The organism is Arthrobacter sp. B0316-1-20 (assembly GCF_059091865.1).
Window position 1 is genome coordinate 1 of sequence record NZ_JBNHHC010000057.1, and the last position, 21,590, is coordinate 21,590.

The following is a 21,590-nucleotide window of genomic DNA, read 5'->3' on the forward strand; positions in this document are numbered from 1 at the left end:
GCAGGCACCGCAAGTCCTCAAAACTAGACTCAGATCCGGACGCCGGAACCGGCCGGGACCCTCGAACCCATCACGGAAAGAACGCCCATGACAGAACCGCGCCGCCCCCGGCGATTCCTGAAACTGGAAGACGTCCAGGACATCCTTAACATCTCCGCTTCCCAGGCCTACGCGCTTGTGCGCTCCGGAGAGATTCAGGCACTTCAGTTAGGGGGAAGGGGCATATGGCGTGTGGAAGAGGCAAAGCTGGAGGAGTTCATTGCCGCTGCCTACAGGAAGACCGCAGAGGCCATTGCCGGCGGCATGCCCGAGGATCAGCCCGAAGCCGACTAAAACTCTCAGACCGGTGGACAGGAATCAGCACCAAGGACGTCGAAGGGACACACCCATGGACCCGCCCCCCCCCGGATCGAGGCATCAGGACGCCGCCGAAGCGCTGAGGAGCGAACGCTACTACAGCTCTGCGACCCCGGCAGAAAAGATCGAATTCCTCCAATCCCTAGGCAAGGTTCTCCGGGAAGTCTGCTTCCACCTGGACAAATACAACGTCCTGCCCAAGGACGCCATGGAAGCCTTCCGCCAAGCCGCCGGAACCAGAATGCCGGCCCTCGAGACCAGGGCGGAGTTGATCCTCGCGAACACGCTGCAGCAGAAGATCCAGCAGCTTCGCGAGCAGATAGGCTGGAGACGACGCCATAGACTTACCGGCTGCACTGCTGTAGCCGGAACCAGACCCCTTTTTGCGGAGGGAAAACAAGGAAGGCCTGCCAGGCAACCGGCAGGCCTTCCGGCCTTTAATAGCTTAATGATCACCGGACGCGGTGACTGCCCCGTACTGGTACTTCAACCCGGTGCTCCTTACTGGTCGTCGCAGACCTGCACCACGCGCCAGGTGTCGGAGCCGGAGTCCCTGCGCAGCAGCAGGGTCCGCAGCGCGGAGCCGGCCAGGCGGACCTGGACCATCCAGTATTCGACCTCGATCACGGCCCCGGCGCCCAGGGCTGCCCGGCGCACATGGTTCCACCAGTCCCACCGGCCGAACCAGTGCTTCGGCTCGGCTGCGACCTGCCACACCCGGTCCCGCCAGCGCACCGCCAGCGGGAGCCCGGCGGTGGTGAAGCGCACCTGTACCGGTTCATCCATCGTTTCCGGCCCCAGGGGCGAGGCCGCCGGTACCGCTGCCGTCGTTGTCTCTGCTGTTGCTGCTGTCATGTGTTCGTGTCCTTTCGCCCAGTCCCTGGGCATTGAGCGGATCGGTGCGCCGGGTGACCGCGGACGCCCATACCCAGGTCGCCCGCCGGGCCGGCCCGTCATACCAGGTGACCCGCACCGCCCGGGAGGACCAGGTGAACGCTTCCCCGTCGACCAGCTCGGCACCGGCAGGGAAGCGGATCCACGCCCGCACCGGAATCCCCGGCACGACCGTGGTGGTGGGGTGATGCTCAAAATCCAGTTCCTCGGCGGTCAGCCCGATCGGCTCGGCCCGCCGTGCGTAGCGGGCCTGGATCCTTGCAAGTTCGTCCCGGCCCACACCATAATTAGAACACAACTACGAAAAGATAAAACCGGATTAGAATATGTGGATTTACCGAACGTCAGAGACACAGCCCGGTCCCGGCGGGGGAGCGGTCCAGTTGACGTCCGGTCCGCACGTTCCACCCGCCACGGGTTCCCGGACATACGAAAAATAACCCGAAAACCCCGGAAATAAGCGGTAGAACCCATAGTCATTCAGATGAATGAACACTAGAATGGAAGCACCAGCTCATCCAGACGAACGAAACCGAAACTGATACGAAACGCAGGACTGAACATGACTTCTTCAGACGAATACCGCCCGGTTCTCTACACCAAGCCCGGATGCTTCCCCTGCCGCAAGACGCTGCAGAAGTTCCAGGAAGCCGGCATTGAACCCCGGGTCGAAGACCTCAGCACGAATCCGGCCGCCCTGGAGTACGTCACCGAAGAGCTCGGCTACTCACAGGCGCCCATCGTCATCGTTGGCGATTTCCACTGGTCCGGCCTGGACCTGGACAACATCCAGCGCGCCATCGACTCACTTACCCGGAATTCCGTCCGGTAAACCGGCAGCGGGAACCAGCAGGAAAGGAAAACAGGACCCATGTCCGGTGAAACCACCATTACTGTCATCGGTAACCTCACCGCCGCCCCCGAACCCCATCTGGCCGCTTCCGGCGCCATGGTTGCCAGCTTCACGATCGCCTCCACCCCGCGGACCTTCGACCGCGACGGCAACGAATGGCAGGACGGCGAAACCCTTTTCCTTCGGGCTTCGGTCTGGGGGGAGGCGGCAAAGAACGCCGTCGCCTCCCTGAGCAAAGGAACGCGGGTTGTCGCCCATGGTGTCCTGAAGGTGCGCAGCTACGAAACCAAGAATGGAGAGAAGCGCACCGTCCAGGAACTCGAGATCGAAGAGCTCGGCGTCTCCGTTCGCTACAACCTTGTGACGCCCCATCGCGCCGAGCGCATGCCCCGGGCCGCCGAGGTGCCGGTGCGGATCCATCCGGTGGACGAGCTGGCCATCAGCCCGCGCCCCTACGATGACGACGAGGCCTGGTTCGGGAAAATCGCGAACCCGTCAGGAAACATCACCCCCAGGCCCGAAGATCCCGCCCGTTAGGGGCGGAAGGAGCGTTCATGAGCCGAAGCAAGCCGGCATCATTCACCCCGTACTTCACCGAGGAAGCGGCGGGACAGGTCAGAGCCGCCTTCCTGGCCGCCGGCCGGGCCGAAGGCTATGCCTCCGTCTCCGAACTGATCGAAGCGGCCACCCTGCGGGAGGTACGCCGACTGGCCCGCAAGTACAACGACGGCAGAAAATGGGATCCGGCCCCGCCCGGCTCCCTCCGCCCGGGACAGCGCACACGGGAAGAACAGCGATGACCGAGCAGAGGACGCCGGCCCGAAGGTTCCTCAAACTGACCGACGTGGCCGAGGAGCTGAACATCTCCAAAGCCCAGGCCTGTGCCCTGGTCCGCTCCGGAGACCTTTCCGTGATCCAGATTGGGGGCAGGGGGCAGTGGCGTACCGAGGCCCAAATCCTTGAACAGTACATCGCTGACGCCTATCGCAGGACCAAGGAGAACATCGCCCGCGGCCTGCCAGACGAAGCGCCCGAGGACGAATAGCGAATCATGACGTCACCGAACGCATTTACGCGCAAATAAATCGCCCCTTGCGGCGCTGGCTGCAGCAGAATCCGGACGACACCCAACAATCCTGACCGCCCCGTTCTGCGGCCGCGTGGCCTACATGACAGCGGCACCGTACCGGAGTGCGCCGGCTTCCGGCATAAGATCACCGGTGTGGTGAAGGTAATCGGCATCATCCGGCCGAAGGAAACACAGGAAATCGAAATCGAAGCCAACAGTTACACGGAAGGGCGCGAAGCACTCCTGGCCCAAATCCCCGAAGGCTGGGAACTGCTCTCAGCCATGCCCATCCGGTAACCGTCGGAGTACAGCCAAGGGCTGGAAGCGCCTGAGTATGTCCAGCGGCTGCCCAGCCAACATGGCGGTCCTGCACATGTGCGGCCTCTGGCGTTGGAAACACCTCAAAGGTGCGAGTGATGACGGTACCGGCCATGGTCAGGAGATTCCCCCGTCTCCGGGACCAGCCGGTGCCCACTCATTTAACCCCTCCAGGAACCGTCTGACGTAGGCGCTGTTATCGGCCCATGCCGGTGGCTGACTCTTTAAGGAGCCGGGTAGGGCCCGGAAGATGCGTGTCTAAGGGGTCGGGGCGTTCAGGCGCGTTTATGGTCAATTCATGGATAGGGACCAGGACTGTGAGCTGGAAGGGCAGACCTCGCTCAACGAGTTGCTCGACGAGCCGGTCGGTGTTAATCACATCCAGATGGTTTTGCCGATCTATGTGCAGCTGGGGCCGGGGGAATTCAGGCGTCTGTCCTGACGCGTGGCTGAACAGAATCAGGACCCTCTGACTTAGAGCCGGCAGTTATTCTGCACCATCACAGAGGAGACCTTCGAGAGAGCTGGAACGCGGCATCTACACGCCTCACTTCGAGCAGTCTCGGGCATCGGGGACCACTCCCACTGCTGCCGTCATATGCGCTGTTATCGGCGCTTTGCGGTGAGGCCTGGTGGGCGAAGGATCTAGTGCAGCCCCGCATGGTCAACCACGCAGCCAAACGGTGCTGGAACATCAAACCGGCCGCCGATCCCGACAGGCTGGCCCTGATACCGCAGTAGCAGGTTGCAGTGGCCCATAAACACGGGGGACTGCCCCCGGTTCAGTTGACTCCTGACTTGTGAGGATTCTGTCCTTGCAGGAAGGATGTTCCTGTGCCCAAGCCCTATCCCGTTGAGTTCCGCCGCGATGTCGTCGCCGTCGCCCGCAAGCATGAGACGCCGCTGGCGCAGATCGCCAAGGACTTAGGGAGCTGTCGGTGACGAAGCTGGTTTATTCGTCGCTATCGTTTATTCTCAGGCGCTTATATAGACGTCTACCGTTTTGATGGGGCCATATACGGTCATGATGCATTCGACCAACGACTATGCCCGGACAGACTCCGATAGATGAGGCAAATTCTTGAACGTCCCTTAGCGAACGCAGGCTGCGCAGGTGTTGCGCTCTTTCTGGCGGGATCAACGCATTGGAAGCAAAATCATCAGCCTCTGCTTCCAAGATAGACCCGCCGGCTCCGTCCTCTTTTTGAATGAACAGATCATTGTGAGGATGATGTAGAACATGGCCGAATTCGTGGAAAAGGGTAAACCAAAACTTACCGTCATCCGCTCCGCGTGTGGTCAGGGCAATGACCGGATGCCCGTCAATCCACTGGGTCGCCCCATAGGCACGAATGCCTTTGATCTCGCTTTTGTAGATGAGCCGGATTCCTACTTCGGCAAGCATCTGCGGAAGTAGGGACCCATATTCTTCTGGGGACTTGAGCGACAAGCTGCGAATGTTTGGTAGCAGCTCAAGGAAGGCATCTCTGTCAAAGCGGTTTTCCAGTGGGTCAAGACTGGCGAGCTCGAGCTCTATCAATCGCAGCCATACCTGAACTGCCGCAGAGTCGACAGGGTGTGCGGCGTCCTGGCGAAATGCGGCTAGGGGCTGTGCCCGCGATTTCAGGCCGTCCAGAGAGCCCACCGCAAAGAACCCCATGAGTTGCATGAGTAGAACTCCAGGTCGCCGCATCGTCTCAGTGATGATTTCCATCTGTCGGAGTTCCTTGACAGGGAATAGGGCGGCCACGTCTTTCTCGGCGGCGAGTTCAGCCTCGAGGCCAAGACGGGCGATATCAGCACGATAAGTAGCCTCGTAACTAAGCCAAATCCGCGCAGGAACGCCGGTTACGAGCTCGAGTTTCATGGCAACAGTCTCAGTCAATCGAGCGCCCGCAATCAGCTTACTCACGTGTTTAGGAGATACGTCCAAACGACGTGCCAACTCTGCCTGAGACATACCGTTTTCCTCAAGCCACTCTTCAATGAATTCACCGGTGGGGACGGCATAGTCGGTCTCAGCCGTTGCTAATTCAGTCATTTCATCCTCCCCATTGTCATCCATCGTGGTAATCCTCGATACTTTCAAGCCTAGCCACCAGCCCGTTCGTTCCGCTGCCGTCAAACGTTGCGACGAGCCGCCACCCTCCTTCGAGACTGGCAGCGAACTCTCCCTTGCGATCACCCTTAAGAGGGTGCCAATCACCGGGCCCCTGAAAGAGGTCCTCTATGGAGGCGGCAGATTCGACTTGCTTGATGCGCCGCCTGAGATATTTGACGCAGACCTGACCAAGTAGCTTCGTCGCTTCTCGGTTGTTTGTACATAATTTAGCTACCTCGGGCGTCTGATAGAGCAGCTTCAAGATGCTCCCTCATTACCTATCAGGTAACAGCATGCCACAAGACTTTGTTCCAGACTAGGTAGCGAAACGCCTCCGCACCATGACATTGATGACACCGGATGCCCTAACTCCGCGCTCATAGAACCACTCCCTGCAGTGGCAGTTTCCCCATGGCGCTGCCGTCCCCCAACTTAATACCCCAAAGGTATGCATAGACTCGACTAGGCCGTATCGGCCTAGTCGAGTCTATGTGAGGTAGCTGGACTTCATCGCCCAGCTACCTGCTGGGATACCAAGGTTTCGCCCTCTTGGCGGCGCTAGGCTTCCTCCCCGATGTCTCGCTTGGTCAGGTCCACGCACCCTTTCAAAAGGGTCACGGCCTAGCCGAGCGAGACTCTGCACAATGGCGGCTCCTCGTTGCTAAAGGCCGAGCGATCTATCTCTGTAGCTCCTCATAGACCAATTCACTCAGCATCTTGAGCAGCGCCGCCATTTTCGTCTTGTCGCCCAATGCCTGGAGGCTTAGGTTGTAGTGGCTGTCCATGGAGTTGGTGACTGCGTCGCTGACTGCTTTCTCCAGATGCGGGCTGCTCCCGAAGTGGTTTCGTGAGTTGTTCTGGGCTTGCTTCTGGAGTGTCTCGTTCTTGACGAGTTCGCGCCGCACCCCCTCGACGAAGTGCGCCACGGCGTCTAGTTCCTCACCTTCAAACGGCAGGTTGGCCTGCTGAATGATCTCTTCCCAGGTCGCTAGGACGGGGTCCTTCCCCTGCCCGGTCCCGACATCGGTCGGCGGTTTCAGGAGAGCATCGTCGCCCGATAGCTGCAGCTGCGCTTCGCCCTTATCCTTGAGCGCATACTTCGCCAGCACGACGCCGGAAAGATCCAACGCTACCTTCGCATCATTGACCCGTAGAACCGGCAGGAGGTGCTTGTAGTAGATTGAGCGTTTCTCCAGATCCGTGTCAGCGAAGTCCACGATCTGCGAGAGGAAGTCGTAGGCCCGGACGAATGAGCCGAGGTCTTTGCGGAACAGGTCCAGCTCGTCCTGCGCTGCCTTGTTGTCAGTGGCCACCGCGGTACTGTGCCGGGTGTTGAATCGGGACTTCGCGGGCGCGACCCAACCGGAGAGCGCATTATTGCCAGCTTCCAACACATAGGACTGAACGAGGCCGTCCACCTCGGACTCCGTGTAGATCTGTGCCGCATCAAGCTTGTTTTGAAGGTCGTGGACCACATTCGGGTCTGAGACGTCTTCCAGCGCTGCTTCACGGAAGTAAGGCTGGAAAGCCGCTAGGATCTCGTCCGGGTCGTTGACGAAGTCCAGCACGAACGTCTGGTCTTTACCGACAGCGGTGCGGTTCAGGCGGGAGAGCGTCTGAACTGCCGAGACCCCGGAGAGCTTCTTGTCCACGTACATCGCGACTAGCAGCGGCTGGTCAAACCCTGTCTGGAACTTGTTGGCCACCAGCATGATCTTGTACTCGTCGGTCGAGAAGGCCTCTGGCAGGGTGCGGCCTTTCAGCCCCGGATTCATGTTGATCTCGTTGAAGGTCTCGGGACCGGACTCGTCATCGTTCACGTCTCCGGAGAAGGCAACCAGAGTGCCCAAGCCGGAGTAGCCGGCGTCTTGAATGTACTTGTCGATAGCAAGCTTGTACCGAACGGCTTCCTTGCGGGAGCCCGTGACCACCATGGCCTTTGCCTTGCCGTCCAGGCGCCAGGCGACGTTGGCACGAAAGTGCTCCACGATCACCTGGACCTTCTGGCTGATGTTGTACGGGTGCAGCTTTACCCAGTTCATCAGCGACTTCAGCGCCTCAGACTTCTCCACCTTGGAGTCCTCGGAGTCGTATTCGCGGCCGTCATGTGCCAACCGGTAGGCCACCTTGTAGCTGGTGTAGTTCTGCAGCACGTCCAGGATGAAGCGCTCCTCGATGGCCTGCTGCATGGAGTACAGGTGGAAGGGTTGCGGCAGCCCGTCCGGACCCTTGCGGCCAAACAACTCCAGCGTCTTGGCCTTCGGCGTGGCGGTGAAGGCGAAGTAGCTGATGTTCTTCGCGTCTGCGCGTTCGGCCATTTCGGCGGCCAGGTAAGCTTCGATGTCGAAGTCTCCGCCGTCGTTAACATCCGCCAGTTCCTCCGCAGACAGGACTTTCTTCAGTTTGTTCGCAGTTGAACCGGTCTGGGAGGAGTGTGCCTCGTCCGCAATGATCGCGAAGTTCCGACCCTTCAGAGCCTGGAATTCGGCGATGGCCTTCAATGCGTACGGGAAGGTTTGGATAGTGACGATGATAATCGGCGTCCGTGCCACCAGAGCCGCGGTGAGTTCCGCGGACTTGGAGCCCGCGTTTCCTCGGATAGGCACTACGACGCCGGATTTGTGCTCGATCTGGTAGATCGCGTCCTGCAGCTGGGCGTCCAGGACAGTCCGGTCCGTCACGACGATCACCGAGTCGAAAAGCTTCTCATCGTCCGGACCGTGCAGGGAGCTGAGCTGATGCGCAGTCCAAGCAATGGAATTGGTCTTGCCAGAGCCGGCGGAGTGCTGCACGAGGTAGCGGTGGCCTGGCCCTTCCACCCTTGTGGCACCGATGAGCTTGTTGACCACGTCCCACTGATGATAACGGGGGAACAGCAAGGATTTGCTGACCTCACGCTCACCGGTGACAGGGTTGGTCTTGTCACTGACTTGAAGGTGTAGGAACTTGCCGATGATGTTCAGCCAGGAGTCTCGCTGCAGCACCTGTTCCCAAAGGTAGCTGGTTGCTGACCCCTTCGGGTTGACAGGGTTGCCGGCCCGGCCGTTGTCGCCAAGGTTGAAGGGCAGGAAATAGGTGTCCTTGCCCTTGAGCTCGGTGGTCATCTGAATTTCGTCGTTGCTGACAGCGAAGTGCACGAGGGCACGGCGGCCGAAGGACAGTAACGGCTCATCTTTGTTCTTACCGTTGCGGGGCAGTCGGTCCTTGCGGTACTGCTCGACGGCGTCGTTGATGTTCTGCGTGAAGTCCGTCTTGAGCTCGATTGTGGCCACAGGCAGGCCGTTGACGAACAGGACTAGATCGATGCTCTTCAAGGTATCCACAGTGGAGTAGTGGACCTGACGGATTACCCGTAGGCGAACCTTTCCATAACGCTCCAGTGTCACTGGATTCAGCCCCATGGCAGGCTTGAACTGGCACATCTCAAACTTCGCGGCGACGTCCTTGAAGCCGGTGCGCAGGACAGAGAGCATGCCTGCTTCCTTGGTCGCAGGCTTGTCCAGGACCTTGCAGAGCCGGTCCAGTAGCATCGACTTCGCCGCTGTGTGCTCGGCCGGTGAATCCCAGGGCTTGAGGACCTTGGCCAGCTGATCCGGCTGGGTGTCCCCAAGCCAGGCAAAGACATCCTCGGGGACAAGGGCTCGTGTGGCATCGTAGAGCTCACCGGCTTTGCGGTGCGGCTCGTAGATCCAGCCCTCGGCGGCGAGAGCCCGACAGATCTCTTCCTCAAAGGTCACTTCATTGTGTTGTGCCATATGGTCCCCCGAAAATAACTGTCGAATAAGTCTTTATCCAGCTTCTTCACGGCATGAGCGATGCCAGCCGTTGATGATCAATGAAGCCATGCCACTATGGCACTGTCATGGTTCGGTAACTCCTACTCGAACATCAATTTTGCCCGTGACAGCAGCGGAGATCAGTGCGGCACGTCGCTCATGTAAGAGTGCTACAGCTTCCTTCGATCGTCGCGTCAAGGTATCGATTCGGCCGGTAGCCGTATCGAGATGGTCGACGATGAGCAGCTGTTCCTCTTTTGGCGGGGCCACGAGGCGAAGTTCGATTAGTTTGCTTGCTTTGATCCCTAATGCAGTTGACCCTGTGGCCCGGGCCTCAAGCTGGCACTGAAAGTACGGCGAATTCATCGCATAAGCGGCGAAATCCGGGACCAACTCGTTCTTGGGCCGGAATTTGACCACTCGTTGGGCAAGGGCGATGTTTGGATCGTCCACTAGGGCGACATTCCCAAGCGGTGCCTCCATTGTCATCAGGATGTCACCGACAGCGGGCAGTCCCCGGCTCATGACTGTCTCATAATCCTCTGTCGCGATGTACTCGGCAGACGCTGAGTAATCGATAAAGCCTTTCTTTACATTCTTAGCAGTAACCAAGAAGATTCCATGATCGGTCTTCTGCGGAGTAGCGCCGCGGTAATCTACCCGGCCAGTCATGAAGTGGCACATTGGCTTCTCGGCCCAATGTACTGGAACCTCGCCGAGCCACGGGATGTTTGAGGGCTTGGTGGGGGCACACGGGTCGAGGCCTTTGGTGACGGCATGCGTAATGATGGCCTGGCGCTTCTCGGCGAGCAGGTCGATGAGAAGCTCCTGCTTGGCAATGAGGCCGTCTATTTGGGCAGTTTCATGGTCGAGGAACTTAGCTATCTGTGCTTGAACTTCGACGTCCGGGAACGGACGACGAATATTTGCGATGAAGTCCCAATTCGCGCGAGGCATCTTGGATCCAAAAGTTGAACCATTAACTAAGGTTATGAACTCTTGGCTTAGCGTTACGTAGTTTAGAAACTTCGGATTGGTTTTGGACGTCGGGCGCATAACGAAAAAATCACCGACTGCTTCGCCCGATCGGTCTGCTATCCAAGACTTGGCAAGATATGGTCTCAGCTTGCCGAAGAGAACGTCTCCTCGTTTAAACCTCACGCCGTCAGCGACAAACTCCGTTTCGGACTCGACAAATCGGCCGGTCCAACTTTCGATGTTCTCCAGGGCGACTGGATGGGTTTGTTCATCTGCGCGGTCACTGACGAGGCCGACAAAGGTCTTGATACGAGCGACTTCCCAGTCGATCGGTACTTCCGGAAGCCAATCAATCCCAGAACCTTTATATTCCGGGTAGGGCTGGAGCCTCGTCATTTTTCGACCTCGGCTAGCAGAGTAGTGATTTCGGAGATGAGCCTGTTGAGATCAGAGTCGATCTCGTCCAGCGATCTGGGTGCCACGTACTTGAAAAAATGCCGGGTGAAAGGGATCTCGTAGCCGACTCTGATTTTTGACTGGTCGAGCCAGGCATCGGGCACATGGGGGAGGACTTCCCGTTCGAAGTACTTCTGGATGTCCTCACCCAGGGGGACGTTTTCGGTGTCGCGAAGGTCCGTGTCGGCTTCGGGTGTCCCTTTCGGTCCTTTGCAGATGTCGGCGGTCTCGTCACGTTTGGAGAGTCCGGTGATTACGGCCTTCAGGAGCGGGGCAGCAGGTTTGAGGCCGACCTTGGCGAGCACCGACTTGAGGATCTTGAGGAAGGCTTCTCGGTTCTTGTGGATTTCAATAGGCTCGATCACAGCGGATCGGAGTGCTTTCTCCAGAAGCTGCCGGTCGTCGTCAGGCATTTTCTCGACTAACTTCTGCGACAGTACGGCGTCGATCCGATCTGGCGCGAACGCGAAGTTGAGTTTGAGCGGGCGCTCCACAGTGATGGTGGAGTAGCCGAAATCGCGGTTGTTGAAGATTTTGGACGTGTCGCCGTCGTCCTCAAAGGCCCCGTATAGGCTGACGATCTTGGCGATGTCTTTCGGGCCGAGCTCTTTGCGTTTGGAGCCGAGGCTCTTGCGCATCTTCTGAAAGAAGTCGACACCGTTTATGAGCTGGATCTTGCCGACTCGCTCCGGGTGCTTCGCTTTCTTGCTGTTTGAGAGGATCCAGATGTAGGTGGCGATGCCGGTGTTGTAGAACATGTCGGTGGGGAGGGCGATTACGGCCTCCACGAAGTCGTTCTCGATCAGATATCTGCGGATCTCCGACTCCCCGGAGCCCGCGCCGCCGGTGAACAGGGGTGAGCCGTTCAGGACGATGCCGATGCGTGAGCCGCCGTCCTGTGCCGGGCGCATCTTGCGCACGAGATGGAGCAGGAACAGTAGTGATCCGTCACTGACCCGGGGGAGGCCCGGGCCGAAGCGACCGTCGAAGCCGTGGAGCTCATGCTCTTTCTGGATCTGCGGCTGGATCTTCTTCCATTCCACGCCGAACGGCGGGTTGGAGAGCATGAAGTCGAACTGCTGGCCGATGTTCTGATCGTTGGCGAGGGTATCGCCGACGGAGATCTTGGAGATGTCCTGGCCCTTGATCAGCAGGTCCGACTTGCAGATGGCGTAGGACTCGTCGTTGATTTCCTGGCCATAAGCGACTAGGGAGGCGCTTGGGTTGAGCGAGTGGAGGTGTTCCTGGGCGACGGTGAGCATGCCGCCGGTCCCGGCGGTGGGGTCGTAGATGCTGCGGACGATGCCCTCTTTGGTGAGGACGTCGTCGTCGTAGTTCAGCAGTAGTTGGACCATGAGCTGGATGACCTCGCGTGGGGTGAAGTGCTCACCGGCGGTTTCGTTGGAGGCTTCAGCGAAGCGGCGGATGAGTTCCTCGAACATGAGGCCCATTTCGATGTTGCTGATGGTTTCCGGGTGGAGATCGATCGCCGCGAAGTCCTTGGTGACGTGGTAGAGCAGGTCCGCGCTGTCCAGCTTCTCGAGCGTCTTGTAGAACTCGAAGCGCTCGAAAATATCCCTGGTGTTCTCCGAGAAGCCCTGCACGTAGTTGAGGATGTTTGCCTTGATGTTCGTGGGGTCATCGAGCAGCTTGGCGAAACTGAACTTGGAGGTATTGAAGAAGCTGTGACCAGACGCCTTCTGTAGGAAGGTATCCAGCGGGATGTTCAGATCTTTCTTCGCTTCCTGCTCGGCGAGGACGGCATTTTTCGTGGCGTCCAGGACGCAGTCCAGGCGACGGAGGATAGTGAACGGGAGGATCACCGAGCCATACTGCGCCGGTTTGTAGGTGCCGCGCAAAATATTCGCGATGCTCCACACTAGGTTGGCATTGTTGTTGTCGGCCACTGCTCCCACTTCCTTGCTGCACACAGCGGGGTGACATGCGGCCGTGGCTGTCCAGTCCAGCGCAGGATCCTCATTTGCTGTGCAGCGTTCATCGCTCTCGCACGTACTTGCCTTGAATTGTATGGGGGAGGGAGGACAGCCACTGAAACGATAATTACGAGCCAAATCCAAAGGACAACCGAGCTGCTCATGCACAGCCATACCTGCATCAACGAAATACCTCCATAGTCAGCGAAACCCAAGGCTCACGTAGAACCCGATGGCGACAGCTTCTGGTTATGAAGGCCTACGATGCATTGTCAAAAACGGTGGATACCGGTGGAGATTTTTGTGTCTCCCTCAGGTGAGTTCTCGATGGTCCTTACAGGTGTCAGAACCGGGCGCCGAAAACTACGTGTCATGTTGTCGTCTTGGGACGGTTTCTGCGCGGGCAGTCTGGCCGCGGCAGTCCTCTCGGGCAGTGACCGAGGATCAGTCCCACGAACCTTTCGGTCCGCTCCGAAACACGGATTTCTGTCTTTCTGTATTTCTGTGAATCTGTGGGCTTTCTGGTGCAGTGCTCAGGCGGCTATGGCGCAGTCGGCAGTGTGCGTGTCGGGCTTCGAAGACGTGGGCATGTGGGTGAGATCATGGTGAGTCAGAATCAGAAGGAAGGGTGCCGTTGCCTGACAGCCGCCACAAGTATCTTTACGAGCGCCTCGGAGATCACGACTTCCAGCAACTCGTCGCTGCCCTGCTCACTGAGCGTTTCCCTGATTTCGTGCCGCTTCCGCTTCGACAGGCCGATGGAGGGCGCGACGGTGTTCGCATCTCACCTGAGCGCCTACTGATTTACCAGGTCAAGTGGTCCGTAACAGGTAACGAGAAAGACCCGGTGTCTTGGCTGGACGCAACAATCACCCAGGAAGCCGAGAAGATCCATCGTTTCGCATCGGAGGGCGCGAAGAAGTACATCATCGTCACGAACGTTCCGAGTACAGGACGACGGGAGACGGGGACCTTCGACAAGCTCAACGAGAAGCTTGAGAGGCATTCAAAAGACTTCGGCATCGAAATGAGCGCTCTTTGGCGTGAGGCCCTCAACTCCATGGTTGATGCGGCGCCAAACGAGCTTAAGTGGGCCTATGCCGACATGCTCGCGGGGTGGGACCTCGTTCGGTATCTCATTAGCGAAGACGCGGAATCCCGACGGGACTCCGGTCTCCGCGACCTTCTGGGCAAAGTCGCTGCCGCGCAATGGGACGAGGACGAAAGCATCAAGTTCAGCCAAGTCGAATTGGACCGCGAACGTCTGTCCGACCTGTTCGTGGATGTGCCGGCAGAGCGAATCCACCTGCCTCGTCGGGCACATGGGCTCGCTTGGGATGCCACCAGGCTCGGCGGTGCCGCAGCCTACCTCACCGGAACGTCACCGTATCCTTTCACGCTCGTCAGAGGAGCACCTGGACAAGGGAAGTCCACACTTGGCCAGTTCGTCTGCCAATCCTTTCGCGCTGCTTTCATGCCCAAGGGCGCATCACCTACCGATCTTCCCGTGATCAAGAATCCCCGGTTTCCGCTGCGATTCGACCTCGATGACTATGCGGCATGGATGCAGGGATTCGATGTCTTCGATCAGTCGGAGGCTACCAAGGTCAAGAAGGGCAAGAAGCGGGCAGCGGCGGAGGCGAGCATCGAGTGCTTCCTGGCCGAACTGATGTCACACCTCAGCGGGAACAATTCGGTGAGTGCCTCCGATGTCCAGGAAATCTTCGACCGCGTGCCGAGTTTGGTCGTGCTCGACGGACTGGACGAGGTCGGTAGCGTTGCCGCACGCAAGAGGGTCGTTCGCGAGATCGGACTGTTTTGTTCTCGCGGGAAGTCATATGCGGTTGCCCCCAAGGTCGTTGTTACCTCGCGCCCTAACTCTGCGGGCCTTCCGGAGCCCGACCCGGACATGTTCGAGGTCATCTCGCTCATCCCTATGGACGCGGCCTTGCGCGATCAGTACCTCCGCAAGTGGTGCAGCGTGCACAACGTCCGAGGGAACGACAGCCGGACCCTGCGCCGGAACTTTAATGAGAAAACCCGTGAGCCGTATATCGGGGAACTCGCAGCGAATCCGATGCAGCTGACGATTTTGTTGTTCCTGCTCCGGCAGCACGGCGACGCCACTCCGAGCCAGCGCACGGAACTCTATGACGCATACATGGCCATGCTGTTGGCCCGGGAGGCGAATAAGCATCCCGAGTCTGTCCGGAAACATCGGGCGGAACTCATGGAAATCATTCCGTTCCTTGGCTGGTACCTCCAGTCCAGGGCTGAAGAGCACGGCCACAGCGGACGAATGACAGATGCCGAAGTCACGGCTGCCATGAAGCACTTCCAGAAGACCTACGGCAAACCCGAAAACGTTGTTGATGAGCTTTTTGAGGCTGCCACCGATCGGTTGTGGGCGCTCACCAGCAAGGAGGAGGGACACTTCGAGTTCGAGGTGCTGTCGCTTCGCGAGTACTTCGCGGCTCGGTACCTGTACACGTATGCAGGCGAGGGCGACCACCGGTTCGACCGCACGCTGGTGCTCCGGGAACTGCTCCGCAGGCCTTACTGGCTCAATACCACCCGCTTCTATGGCGGCAATGCTGCCGGCGCTGACATCTACGCGATGCAGGCAGGAATCATGCATGAGCTCGTTGCCAACTCGTCGAAGCAGGTTCGCGTAGCGGCGTGGAGCCTCATAACCGATGGGGTGTTCAACAGCCGGCCAATAGAGGCAGCCGCCATTGTCGACGCATTGACCGACGACCTCGGTGGGCGTCTGCTCCTTTCAGCACTTGACGGTAAAGAGATCACGGCATTGCCGGAGACCGGCCACGCCGGCGCGGCATGGCAGCGTCTCACAGCATCCATCGCTGGAAGCCCTGAGGATCCCAATAATCACGTACGGGTGCGTGTGCTTCGCGAGCTGCTTGGGCAACGACGCCAGTTTGCAACCTGGTGGGTCGAACGGCTGAAAGAAGCAGTGGGCAAGGACCATGAGATCGCGTGGCTGAAGATCGGGGCGGCTGGTGAGGTCGCCGCCGGCGAGATCATCGACATCCCCGGCCTGTCCGCGGAAAACGGCCAGCGCGCACAGCTGATCCTCAACACCGGTGCTGTCCCGAAGGAAGGCAGCAACCTTGAAACCCAACTCATCCAAGCGGTCCTTAACGGGCTGTGCTGCCAGACGACTTCAGTCCGCTCAGAACCCGCCCGCATCGCGGTTGCGCTTAACCCCGCGGACTTCTATTCCTTCGACGGAAGCACGCCGCCCCGCACCGTAGACACCTCGCCGGACCGCCGTTCACAGGCTATCCAGCACCTCCGTAAGTCCGGATCTCCTTATGCCCGCATCGCAGGACTTCGACGCTTCCGACGGGGCGAGAAGGGAAGCACCTTCCCCTGGGCAAACACCTCCGCGGCACTCTTCGAACATGCCGGCCGCTGCTGGCTCGTCACAGAGCTGGCCGTCATCGGTGCCGCCTCGCCTCTTCAAAACGGATACAAACTGGCGCCAGGTACCGAAGCACTGGGACCGGCCAGTCACCCAGCAACACTCATTGCGGAAACACGAGCCAACCGAAACAACGTCACATGGTGGCGCGACCGACTTAAGGCCTGCGATGACGAACTGTCGAACGCCGAATGGGCGTTCGCGTTGTGGGGAGTCGCGGAAGGCCCCGTGATCGATGAGCTGTTGCCAGAGCTTGAGCACGTCCTCAACCGTCTGCCAGCCCGATTGCAGGCCGTCGTCCGCAGCGCCGCCCTCCGCCTCGGTGAATCTGGCCTCCTGGCGCGACGAGAAGTCACTGCCGTAGCCACTAGCATTTTGGTGTCTGGATTACTAGCTGCCCGTTATTCTTCCAAAGAAGCATCTAGAAATAGTGCAAATGCATCGTCCATCCCCGCTGCCAAACAGCCGGAACCGCTTGCAGTTGTCGCCCGCAGGGAAAAATGGCTCAAGGTTGATCAGACCGCGACATACCGATAGCCGCTGATGATCGCTGGTTGACCGTCGTGTTGATGATTACTCGGTTTAGCCGCACCGTCTCGTAAAGCCGCGACCAAGACAACGCCCTCACGCTTGTTCTGGGCGGGATGATTGGGGCCAGACGTGTAACTTTTGTCGATAATGGCGGGGTTTTGCATCGGTATTCGGCGGGAGCATAACCCGGCGTGCACAGCAGGGAGGTCGAACGCCGGTCGTTGACGGTTCAGAACACTGCTTGCTTATACCAACGTTCTACAGGCCACGGAGGAGGAGCCGCTGAATCTTTCCACCTGGAGGGGGTGTGAAAACTAACTAAGGACCGGGAACCGTCTCCTTCGATTGGATGTTCAATGACTTCCAGAGCGACGGAAGCATGCGGGACCGACAGCGCCTCCGACATTCTTCGACTTGGAATCTCGAAGGCCAGCCTATGGCTATTGGCAAGCACCTCGTGGTTGATCTCCACGATTTCACCGGCCGTCAGATCTCCGAGCCAATGCGGTAGGGGAGGATGCTTGAACATTGCCAACAGGGCATCTGGCGCCAATGGGAAGAGCATCACCCACGCATCGGCGACACCCGTCCTCACAGCCCGCGAAGTGTCGGGCCCGCCGATAGGCACAACTGGTTCATCGCAGGTTAGGAGCAGGCGCGGTGTCCGGTAGATCACCCAATGTCGCCTAAAGAGCTCTTCGGCTACCGGCAGGGCAGCCAGGAACGACTGTGAGACGGCGGCCGCTGTTTGCTGCTCGATGCGGACAGAGCCATCGCGAACGCCAGCAATGTACTCCTTCACCTCCGACATTCGTTCTTGGCTAGGAGGCAGCCCGTCTTCCCCGATCAACGCGCCAAGCTTCTCGTCGCTGATGTCGCCATACTGCAGGAGAAAGGACTCCCGAACGATCGCATGGCTCCGTTCCCTGGAGTCAGTCCCCCTAACGTGCTGGAAACCCAGAAAAACCGCCAGATTGTCCTTGGGGGATGGATCTGTGCCAGCCAAGCCGTGCTGCAGCACCTCGTCGATCGCTTGCTTGCCCAAGGCTTCGATCTCCGATAGCTGTGTCTCTGCGAATAGAGGAGGCACCACTGCCGGATCCAGATCTTCTGAGGCCATGCTGTAGAAGTCTGTAATCCGAGCAGCCTTTTCTGCAGCTGACGTCCAGGAGAGACCTTCATCCACTTTGGTGATGCGGAGTTGTTTGTTTTCCGTCCATCTCCGCAGATACGAGGCGGGAACAACATGATGCTTCCTTGGCGCGGTCTTTTCATTCTTGCGTGCCTTCGCCACGAGCGCCTGTATCTCAGGGGCGTCCACGTCCTCCTGCGCGTTGCCGAATGATGCTTCCCGCCTCTTGGCGTCCTCCTTCGCGGCAGCGATCAGTCTCTCCAACTCCGAAGTCGCTGGTACAGGTTTGCCTCGCCGGCGCGAACTCATTTTCCCGTGCCCCCGTCGTCGGCAGGAGTGCGCTGGACGATCCGGTACACGGTACTGCGGGCGACCTTGAAGAGCTCGGCGATCTCGGTGGTGGTGTGCTGGCCTCCCTTATAGAGGGAGACAAGGTGGGCTTCCTGGCTCCTGGTGAGTTTGGGCTGTTTGCCGCGCAGCCGGCCCTTGGCCTTGGCGACCTGCATGCCTTCGCGGGTGCGGGCGCGGATGAGGTCGGATTCGAATTCGGCGACCATGGCCAGGACGTTGAAGAGCAGCCGGCCGACGGGGTCGGTGGGGTCGTGGACGGATCCGCCGATGCTCAGCTTCACTTTTTTCTTGGTGAGCTCTTCGACGATGTCGCGGGCGTCGGGCAGGGAGCGGGCGAGCCGGTCGAGCTTGGTGATGACCAGGGTGTCGCCGGCGCGGACGGCGGCGAGGGCCTCGCGCAGGCCGGGCCGGTCGCGGTTGGTGCCGGTCAGTCCGTGGTCGGTATAGATCCTGTCGTCGGGTACGCCGAGGGCGGCGAGGCCGTTGCGCTGGGCGGTGAGGTCCTGCTCGTTGGTGGAGACGCGGGCGTAGCCGATGATGTGGGCGGTCATGGAGGTAACTGTAGCGTTTAGGCTACCTTCAACGGGCTTTTTTGCGGGCGGGGTATACGCGAATCTGAAGTTCCAGTATTTATATGAGATTTTTTCTGCCGAGGGGAGGGGTCTGGGGTGTCGCGGTGAAGGACCGGCTTATGCGGCAAGGGTTGGAAGATGCTCTTGGGCCAATTCCAATAGTGCCGATGCTCGCGGTCTCGATGCCCTGAGTTCTCTTTGCTGGGCCGGCTAGATTCTGCATGCAGTTACCTGAGGCAACTACTGATAACCGTGCATATGCAATCTCGAACTTTTCAATGCGTTGAGGCGGTTGACCCTGCCTCTGGGATCAGCGTCCGGTGGGGCGGCGGGGAGCACGCCTATTGTCAGAATCCGACAGGAGCTTCCGGGCTGGTCGGCTCGCGGTGGTCATCACTGCCGCCGAACCAGCGGGCATGAGACGGTTGAGGTAGGTATCCGCGCCATCGCGTGGGCCTGTCCTGTGTGTTGGTCCCGGATCAAGGAGGAGTACCCATGAAGGTCACAGCCGCTGTCGTGCGCGAGACGGGCGCACCGCTTTCAGTTGAAGAGCTGGAGCTCGCCGAGCTCCAGCCCGATGAGGTGAGGGTCCGCATGGTCGCCACCGGTATCTGCCACACGGATTCGACTGCCCGCGATGGGGCTTATCCCCTCCAGTGGCCTGCGGTGCTCGGTCACGAGGGCGCTGGTGTTGTGGAGGATGTGGGAATAGCGGTGACGAGCGTCGCGGTCGGTGACCACGTGGTGCTGGCGCCGGCATCGTGCGGTACGTGCAAGCAGTGCCGCCGCGGGGAGATGGCGTACTGCGAGCATTACATCGCCATCAATCTCAGTGGTCGCCGCACCGCGCTCTCGGCCGAGGGTGAATCCGTGGCCTCGCACTTCTTCGGCCAGTCGTCCTTCTCGTCGTATGCGAACGTGCTGGAGCGCAGCGTGGTCAAGGTCGACCCCGAGGTTCCGCTGGAGATGCTCGCCCCACTGGGGTGCGGGTTGCAGACCGGGGCTGGGGCGGTGCTCAATGAGCTGCGGCCGGAGGCGGCAACATCGCTGGCGGTGATCGGTGCGGGGGCGGTGGGCTCGGCGGCGATCATGGCCGCCAAGATCGCCGGCTGCACGACGGTGGTCGCGGTGGATCTGCATGACAATCGCCTCGAGACGGCCCTCGAACTCGGCGCGACCCACACCATCAACTCCGCGAAGACGGACATGGGCGAGGAGCTGGACCGCATCACCGGCGGGGAGGGTGTGGACTACATCGTCGACACGACCTCCGTGCCCGCGGTGCTCAACCAGGCTGCTCGGGCGCTGGCGTTCCGCGGCACCCTGGTGGCCGTGGGCAACACGACCTTCGGCACCGAGGCGCCGTTCGAGATCGGCGAGTCCCAGGTCAAGGGATGGACGTTGAAAATGAACGTCCAGGGCAGCTCGGTGTACCAGGTCTTCATTCCGCGCCTGATCGAGCTGTGGAAGCAGGGACGGTTCCCCTACGACAAGCTGGTCAAGACCTACCCCTTCGCCGACATAAATCAGGGATTCGAGGACTCAGCCAACGGTTCCACGATCAAGCCGATCCTTCTCTTCTGACCGGCTGAGTCCCCGCCCCGACAGGCGAGACCGTAGCCGGTCCGAGCCGCTGAGCTACAGGCAATGGTCTACCGATAGTGCTCTGTACGCGGTTCCCAACGACCCAAATAATCCGGCCGGAAGCTGCGCGCTGAGGCCTGGTACCCTTCGACATTGATCGGAAATGAATCCGAGCCAATGCGAGTCTGGCGTCCATCTTCCGGCCCGGTAAAGATCCCTAATGGACGGCTGACGGGGACCCTTGTTCATTCAGGTTCAGTCCACCGGTCGACATATCGCGACCAGCGTTCAGAACTCGACCTAGTAGCTGTAGCCGAGTGCGTCGGCGATCAGTGGCGGCGGCGTGACGGAGAGGTGTTCGCCCGGCCACAGCGCTGGAAGTAGAAGCCGACGCGTGAACGCCTTAGGCAACCTCACTAGTGTATGAACCATTAGCACTGGGGCCTTGTCGATGACGGTCGAAAAGTGAGCCATTGTGACGGTTGAAAACTGAGCCACCTGTTCCGAACGATTGGACGGGTGATCACAGTGGAGGATTGGGCGCTGATTCGGCGGTTGCATCTGGCCGAGGGCGAGTCGATGAGGTCGATAGCGGAGCGGTTGGGGATCTCCAGGAATACCGTCGCGAAGGCGGTGAAGTCGGAGGGCCCGCCGAGGTATGAGCGGGTGTCCGGGGAGTCTGCGATCAAATCGGTGGAGCCGAGGATCCGTGTGCTGCTGAAGGAGTATCCCAGGATGCCGGCGACGGTGATCGCGGCGTCCTTGGCGTCGGTTTTGCCGTTGCCGCGGTAGGTTTGGGCGGCTGCGCTGACGGTGCGGCCGGGCAGATAGATGACCTGCTGGGCGTGGGCAGTCAGGACGCTGATGAGTAGGGCTGCGCCACCGCGATTCATGTCGGTCGCCCACATAATCTGCCCGTCGTTGGCGAGTCCGGAGACTTCGGCGATTAGGTCCAGGATCTCAGTCTCGTCGTTGGCGATCTTTTTCGAGAGCAAGCGGTCTCCGGCCTCGTTGATCACCACGCAGTGGTGGTGGCTCTTGCCTGCGTCGATTCCGGCCCACAGGTGCTGCATGCCTTTCCTTTCGTCAGGGGATTCCTCAGCCCCGGCAGACGACTACGCCGGCGTGTCCTTACATAGCGATCAGTTCGCATATCTCAATCAGCGGTCGCATCGTTGCGGGACGCCGGGCGGCCAATCACTCGAAGCCATCGGCGGCAAAGGATATGCAAGCCATACC

At 59.6% G+C, this 21,590-nt stretch carries 19 protein-coding genes and 2 pseudogenes; 10 read left to right on the plus strand and 11 right to left on the minus strand.

The features are described 5' to 3' along the window. The first annotated feature begins 87 nt into the window (after positions 1-87). On the plus strand, positions 88-333 hold the full coding sequence (locus AC5RW2_RS36560; protein ID WP_494031883.1) for a helix-turn-helix domain-containing protein: 246 nt from the start codon (positions 88-90) through the stop codon (positions 331-333). A gap of 166 nt (positions 334-499) precedes the next feature. On the opposite strand, the gene AC5RW2_RS36565 is transcribed toward AC5RW2_RS36560, so the two are convergent. The 3 genes from AC5RW2_RS36565 to AC5RW2_RS36575 all read right to left on the minus strand — a co-directional run bounded on the left by AC5RW2_RS36565 (position 500) and on the right by AC5RW2_RS36575 (position 1,531). Further along, positions 500-697, minus strand: a complete 198-nt coding sequence (locus AC5RW2_RS36565) for a hypothetical protein (protein WP_494031882.1) — start codon at positions 695-697, stop codon at positions 500-502. Positions 698-858: 161 nt separating this feature from the next. After that, a complete protein-coding gene (locus AC5RW2_RS36570; RefSeq protein WP_494031881.1) occupies positions 859-1,143 on the minus strand; it encodes a DUF6504 family protein in 285 nt (94 codons plus the stop codon). After that, complete coding sequence (locus AC5RW2_RS36575; RefSeq protein WP_494036993.1) at positions 1,136-1,531, minus strand: hypothetical protein; 396 nt, start codon at positions 1,529-1,531, stop codon at positions 1,136-1,138. Before AC5RW2_RS36575 ends, AC5RW2_RS36570 begins: the two co-directional genes overlap by 8 nt. Positions 1,532-1,813: 282 nt before the next feature. Between AC5RW2_RS36575 and AC5RW2_RS36580 the strand changes: the two genes are divergently transcribed. The 6 genes from AC5RW2_RS36580 (at position 1,814) to AC5RW2_RS36605 (ending at position 3,933) form a co-directional block, all read left to right on the plus strand. Then, positions 1,814-2,083 (plus strand): glutaredoxin family protein, encoded by a 270-nt coding sequence (locus AC5RW2_RS36580; RefSeq protein WP_494031879.1) that lies wholly within the window; start codon positions 1,814-1,816, stop codon positions 2,081-2,083. Between the two features lie 39 nt (positions 2,084-2,122). Continuing rightward, on the plus strand, positions 2,123-2,641 hold the full coding sequence (gene ssb, locus AC5RW2_RS36585) for a single-stranded DNA-binding protein (RefSeq protein WP_494031878.1): 519 nt from the start codon (positions 2,123-2,125) through the stop codon (positions 2,639-2,641). 17 nt (positions 2,642-2,658) lie between these two features. Then, positions 2,659-2,904 carry a ParB family protein gene (locus AC5RW2_RS36590; RefSeq protein ID WP_494031877.1) on the plus strand — a complete coding sequence of 82 codons (246 nt, stop codon included), beginning with the start codon at positions 2,659-2,661 and terminating at the stop codon, positions 2,902-2,904. Continuing rightward, on the plus strand, positions 2,901-3,149 hold the full coding sequence (locus tag AC5RW2_RS36595) for a helix-turn-helix domain-containing protein (protein ID WP_494031876.1): 249 nt from the start codon (positions 2,901-2,903) through the stop codon (positions 3,147-3,149). The genes AC5RW2_RS36590 and AC5RW2_RS36595 overlap by 4 nt, the downstream gene beginning before the upstream one ends. 177 nt (positions 3,150-3,326) lie before the next feature. Further along, complete coding sequence (locus AC5RW2_RS36600; protein ID WP_494031875.1) at positions 3,327-3,470, plus strand: hypothetical protein; 144 nt, start codon at positions 3,327-3,329, stop codon at positions 3,468-3,470. Between the two features lie 319 nt (positions 3,471-3,789). After that, on the plus strand, positions 3,790-3,933 hold the full coding sequence (locus AC5RW2_RS36605; RefSeq protein ID WP_494031874.1) for a hypothetical protein: 144 nt from the start codon (positions 3,790-3,792) through the stop codon (positions 3,931-3,933). A 510-nt stretch (positions 3,934-4,443) separates the two neighbouring features. On the opposite strand, the gene AC5RW2_RS36610 is transcribed toward AC5RW2_RS36605, so the two are convergent. From AC5RW2_RS36610 to AC5RW2_RS36630, 5 genes are all read right to left on the minus strand, one after another. After that, positions 4,444-5,556 (minus strand): ImmA/IrrE family metallo-endopeptidase, encoded by a 1,113-nt coding sequence (locus AC5RW2_RS36610; RefSeq protein ID WP_494031873.1) that lies wholly within the window; start codon positions 5,554-5,556, stop codon positions 4,444-4,446. Beyond that, positions 5,549-5,854: a type II toxin-antitoxin system RelE/ParE family toxin gene (locus AC5RW2_RS36615; protein WP_494031872.1), complete on the minus strand. Its 306-nt coding sequence runs from the start codon at positions 5,852-5,854 to the stop codon at positions 5,549-5,551. The genes AC5RW2_RS36610 and AC5RW2_RS36615 overlap by 8 nt, the downstream gene beginning before the upstream one ends. A 415-nt stretch (positions 5,855-6,269) precedes the next feature. Continuing rightward, entirely contained in the window at positions 6,270-9,347 is a 3,078-nt protein-coding gene (locus AC5RW2_RS36620; protein ID WP_494031871.1) for a type I restriction endonuclease subunit R, read from the minus strand. A gap of 105 nt (positions 9,348-9,452) precedes the next feature. Further along, positions 9,453-10,742, minus strand: coding sequence for a restriction endonuclease subunit S (locus AC5RW2_RS36625; protein ID WP_494031870.1), 1,290 nt, complete (start codon positions 10,740-10,742; stop codon positions 9,453-9,455). Then, entirely contained in the window at positions 10,739-12,709 is a 1,971-nt protein-coding gene (locus AC5RW2_RS36630) for a type I restriction-modification system subunit M (protein ID WP_494031869.1), read from the minus strand. The genes AC5RW2_RS36625 and AC5RW2_RS36630 overlap by 4 nt, the downstream gene beginning before the upstream one ends. A 655-nt stretch (positions 12,710-13,364) precedes the next feature. Here AC5RW2_RS36630 and AC5RW2_RS36635 point away from each other — a divergent pair. Then, the gene (locus AC5RW2_RS36635; protein WP_494036994.1) at positions 13,365-16,718 is read left to right on the plus strand and encodes an NACHT domain-containing protein; all 3,354 of its coding nucleotides are present in this window, start codon (positions 13,365-13,367) and stop codon (positions 16,716-16,718) included. 223 nt (positions 16,719-16,941) lie between these two features. On the opposite strand, the gene AC5RW2_RS36640 is transcribed toward AC5RW2_RS36635, so the two are convergent. Beyond that, positions 16,942-18,108: a DUF4238 domain-containing protein gene (locus tag AC5RW2_RS36640; RefSeq protein ID WP_494031867.1), complete on the minus strand. Its 1,167-nt coding sequence runs from the start codon at positions 18,106-18,108 to the stop codon at positions 16,942-16,944. A gap of 41 nt (positions 18,109-18,149) precedes the next feature. Then, the gene (locus AC5RW2_RS36645; protein WP_494075103.1) at positions 18,150-18,746 is read right to left on the minus strand and encodes a recombinase family protein; all 597 of its coding nucleotides are present in this window, start codon (positions 18,744-18,746) and stop codon (positions 18,150-18,152) included. 516 nt (positions 18,747-19,262) lie between these two features. Between AC5RW2_RS36645 and AC5RW2_RS36650 the strand changes: the two genes are divergently transcribed. Both AC5RW2_RS36650 and AC5RW2_RS36655 read left to right on the plus strand, forming a co-directional pair. Beyond that, positions 19,263-20,351, plus strand: a complete 1,089-nt coding sequence (locus AC5RW2_RS36650; protein WP_494031865.1) for an NAD(P)-dependent alcohol dehydrogenase — start codon at positions 19,263-19,265, stop codon at positions 20,349-20,351. Positions 20,352-20,879: 528 nt separating this feature from the next. Further along, positions 20,880-21,107: pseudogene (locus tag AC5RW2_RS36655) on the plus strand (helix-turn-helix domain-containing protein); the annotation flags it as partial. Here the strand turns inward: AC5RW2_RS36655 and AC5RW2_RS36660 are convergent. After that, positions 21,101-21,424, minus strand: a pseudogene (locus AC5RW2_RS36660) (IS110 family transposase); the annotation flags it as partial. The pseudogenes AC5RW2_RS36655 and AC5RW2_RS36660 sit on opposite strands and share 7 nt — an antisense overlap. Positions 21,425-21,590: the final 166 nt, after the last annotated feature.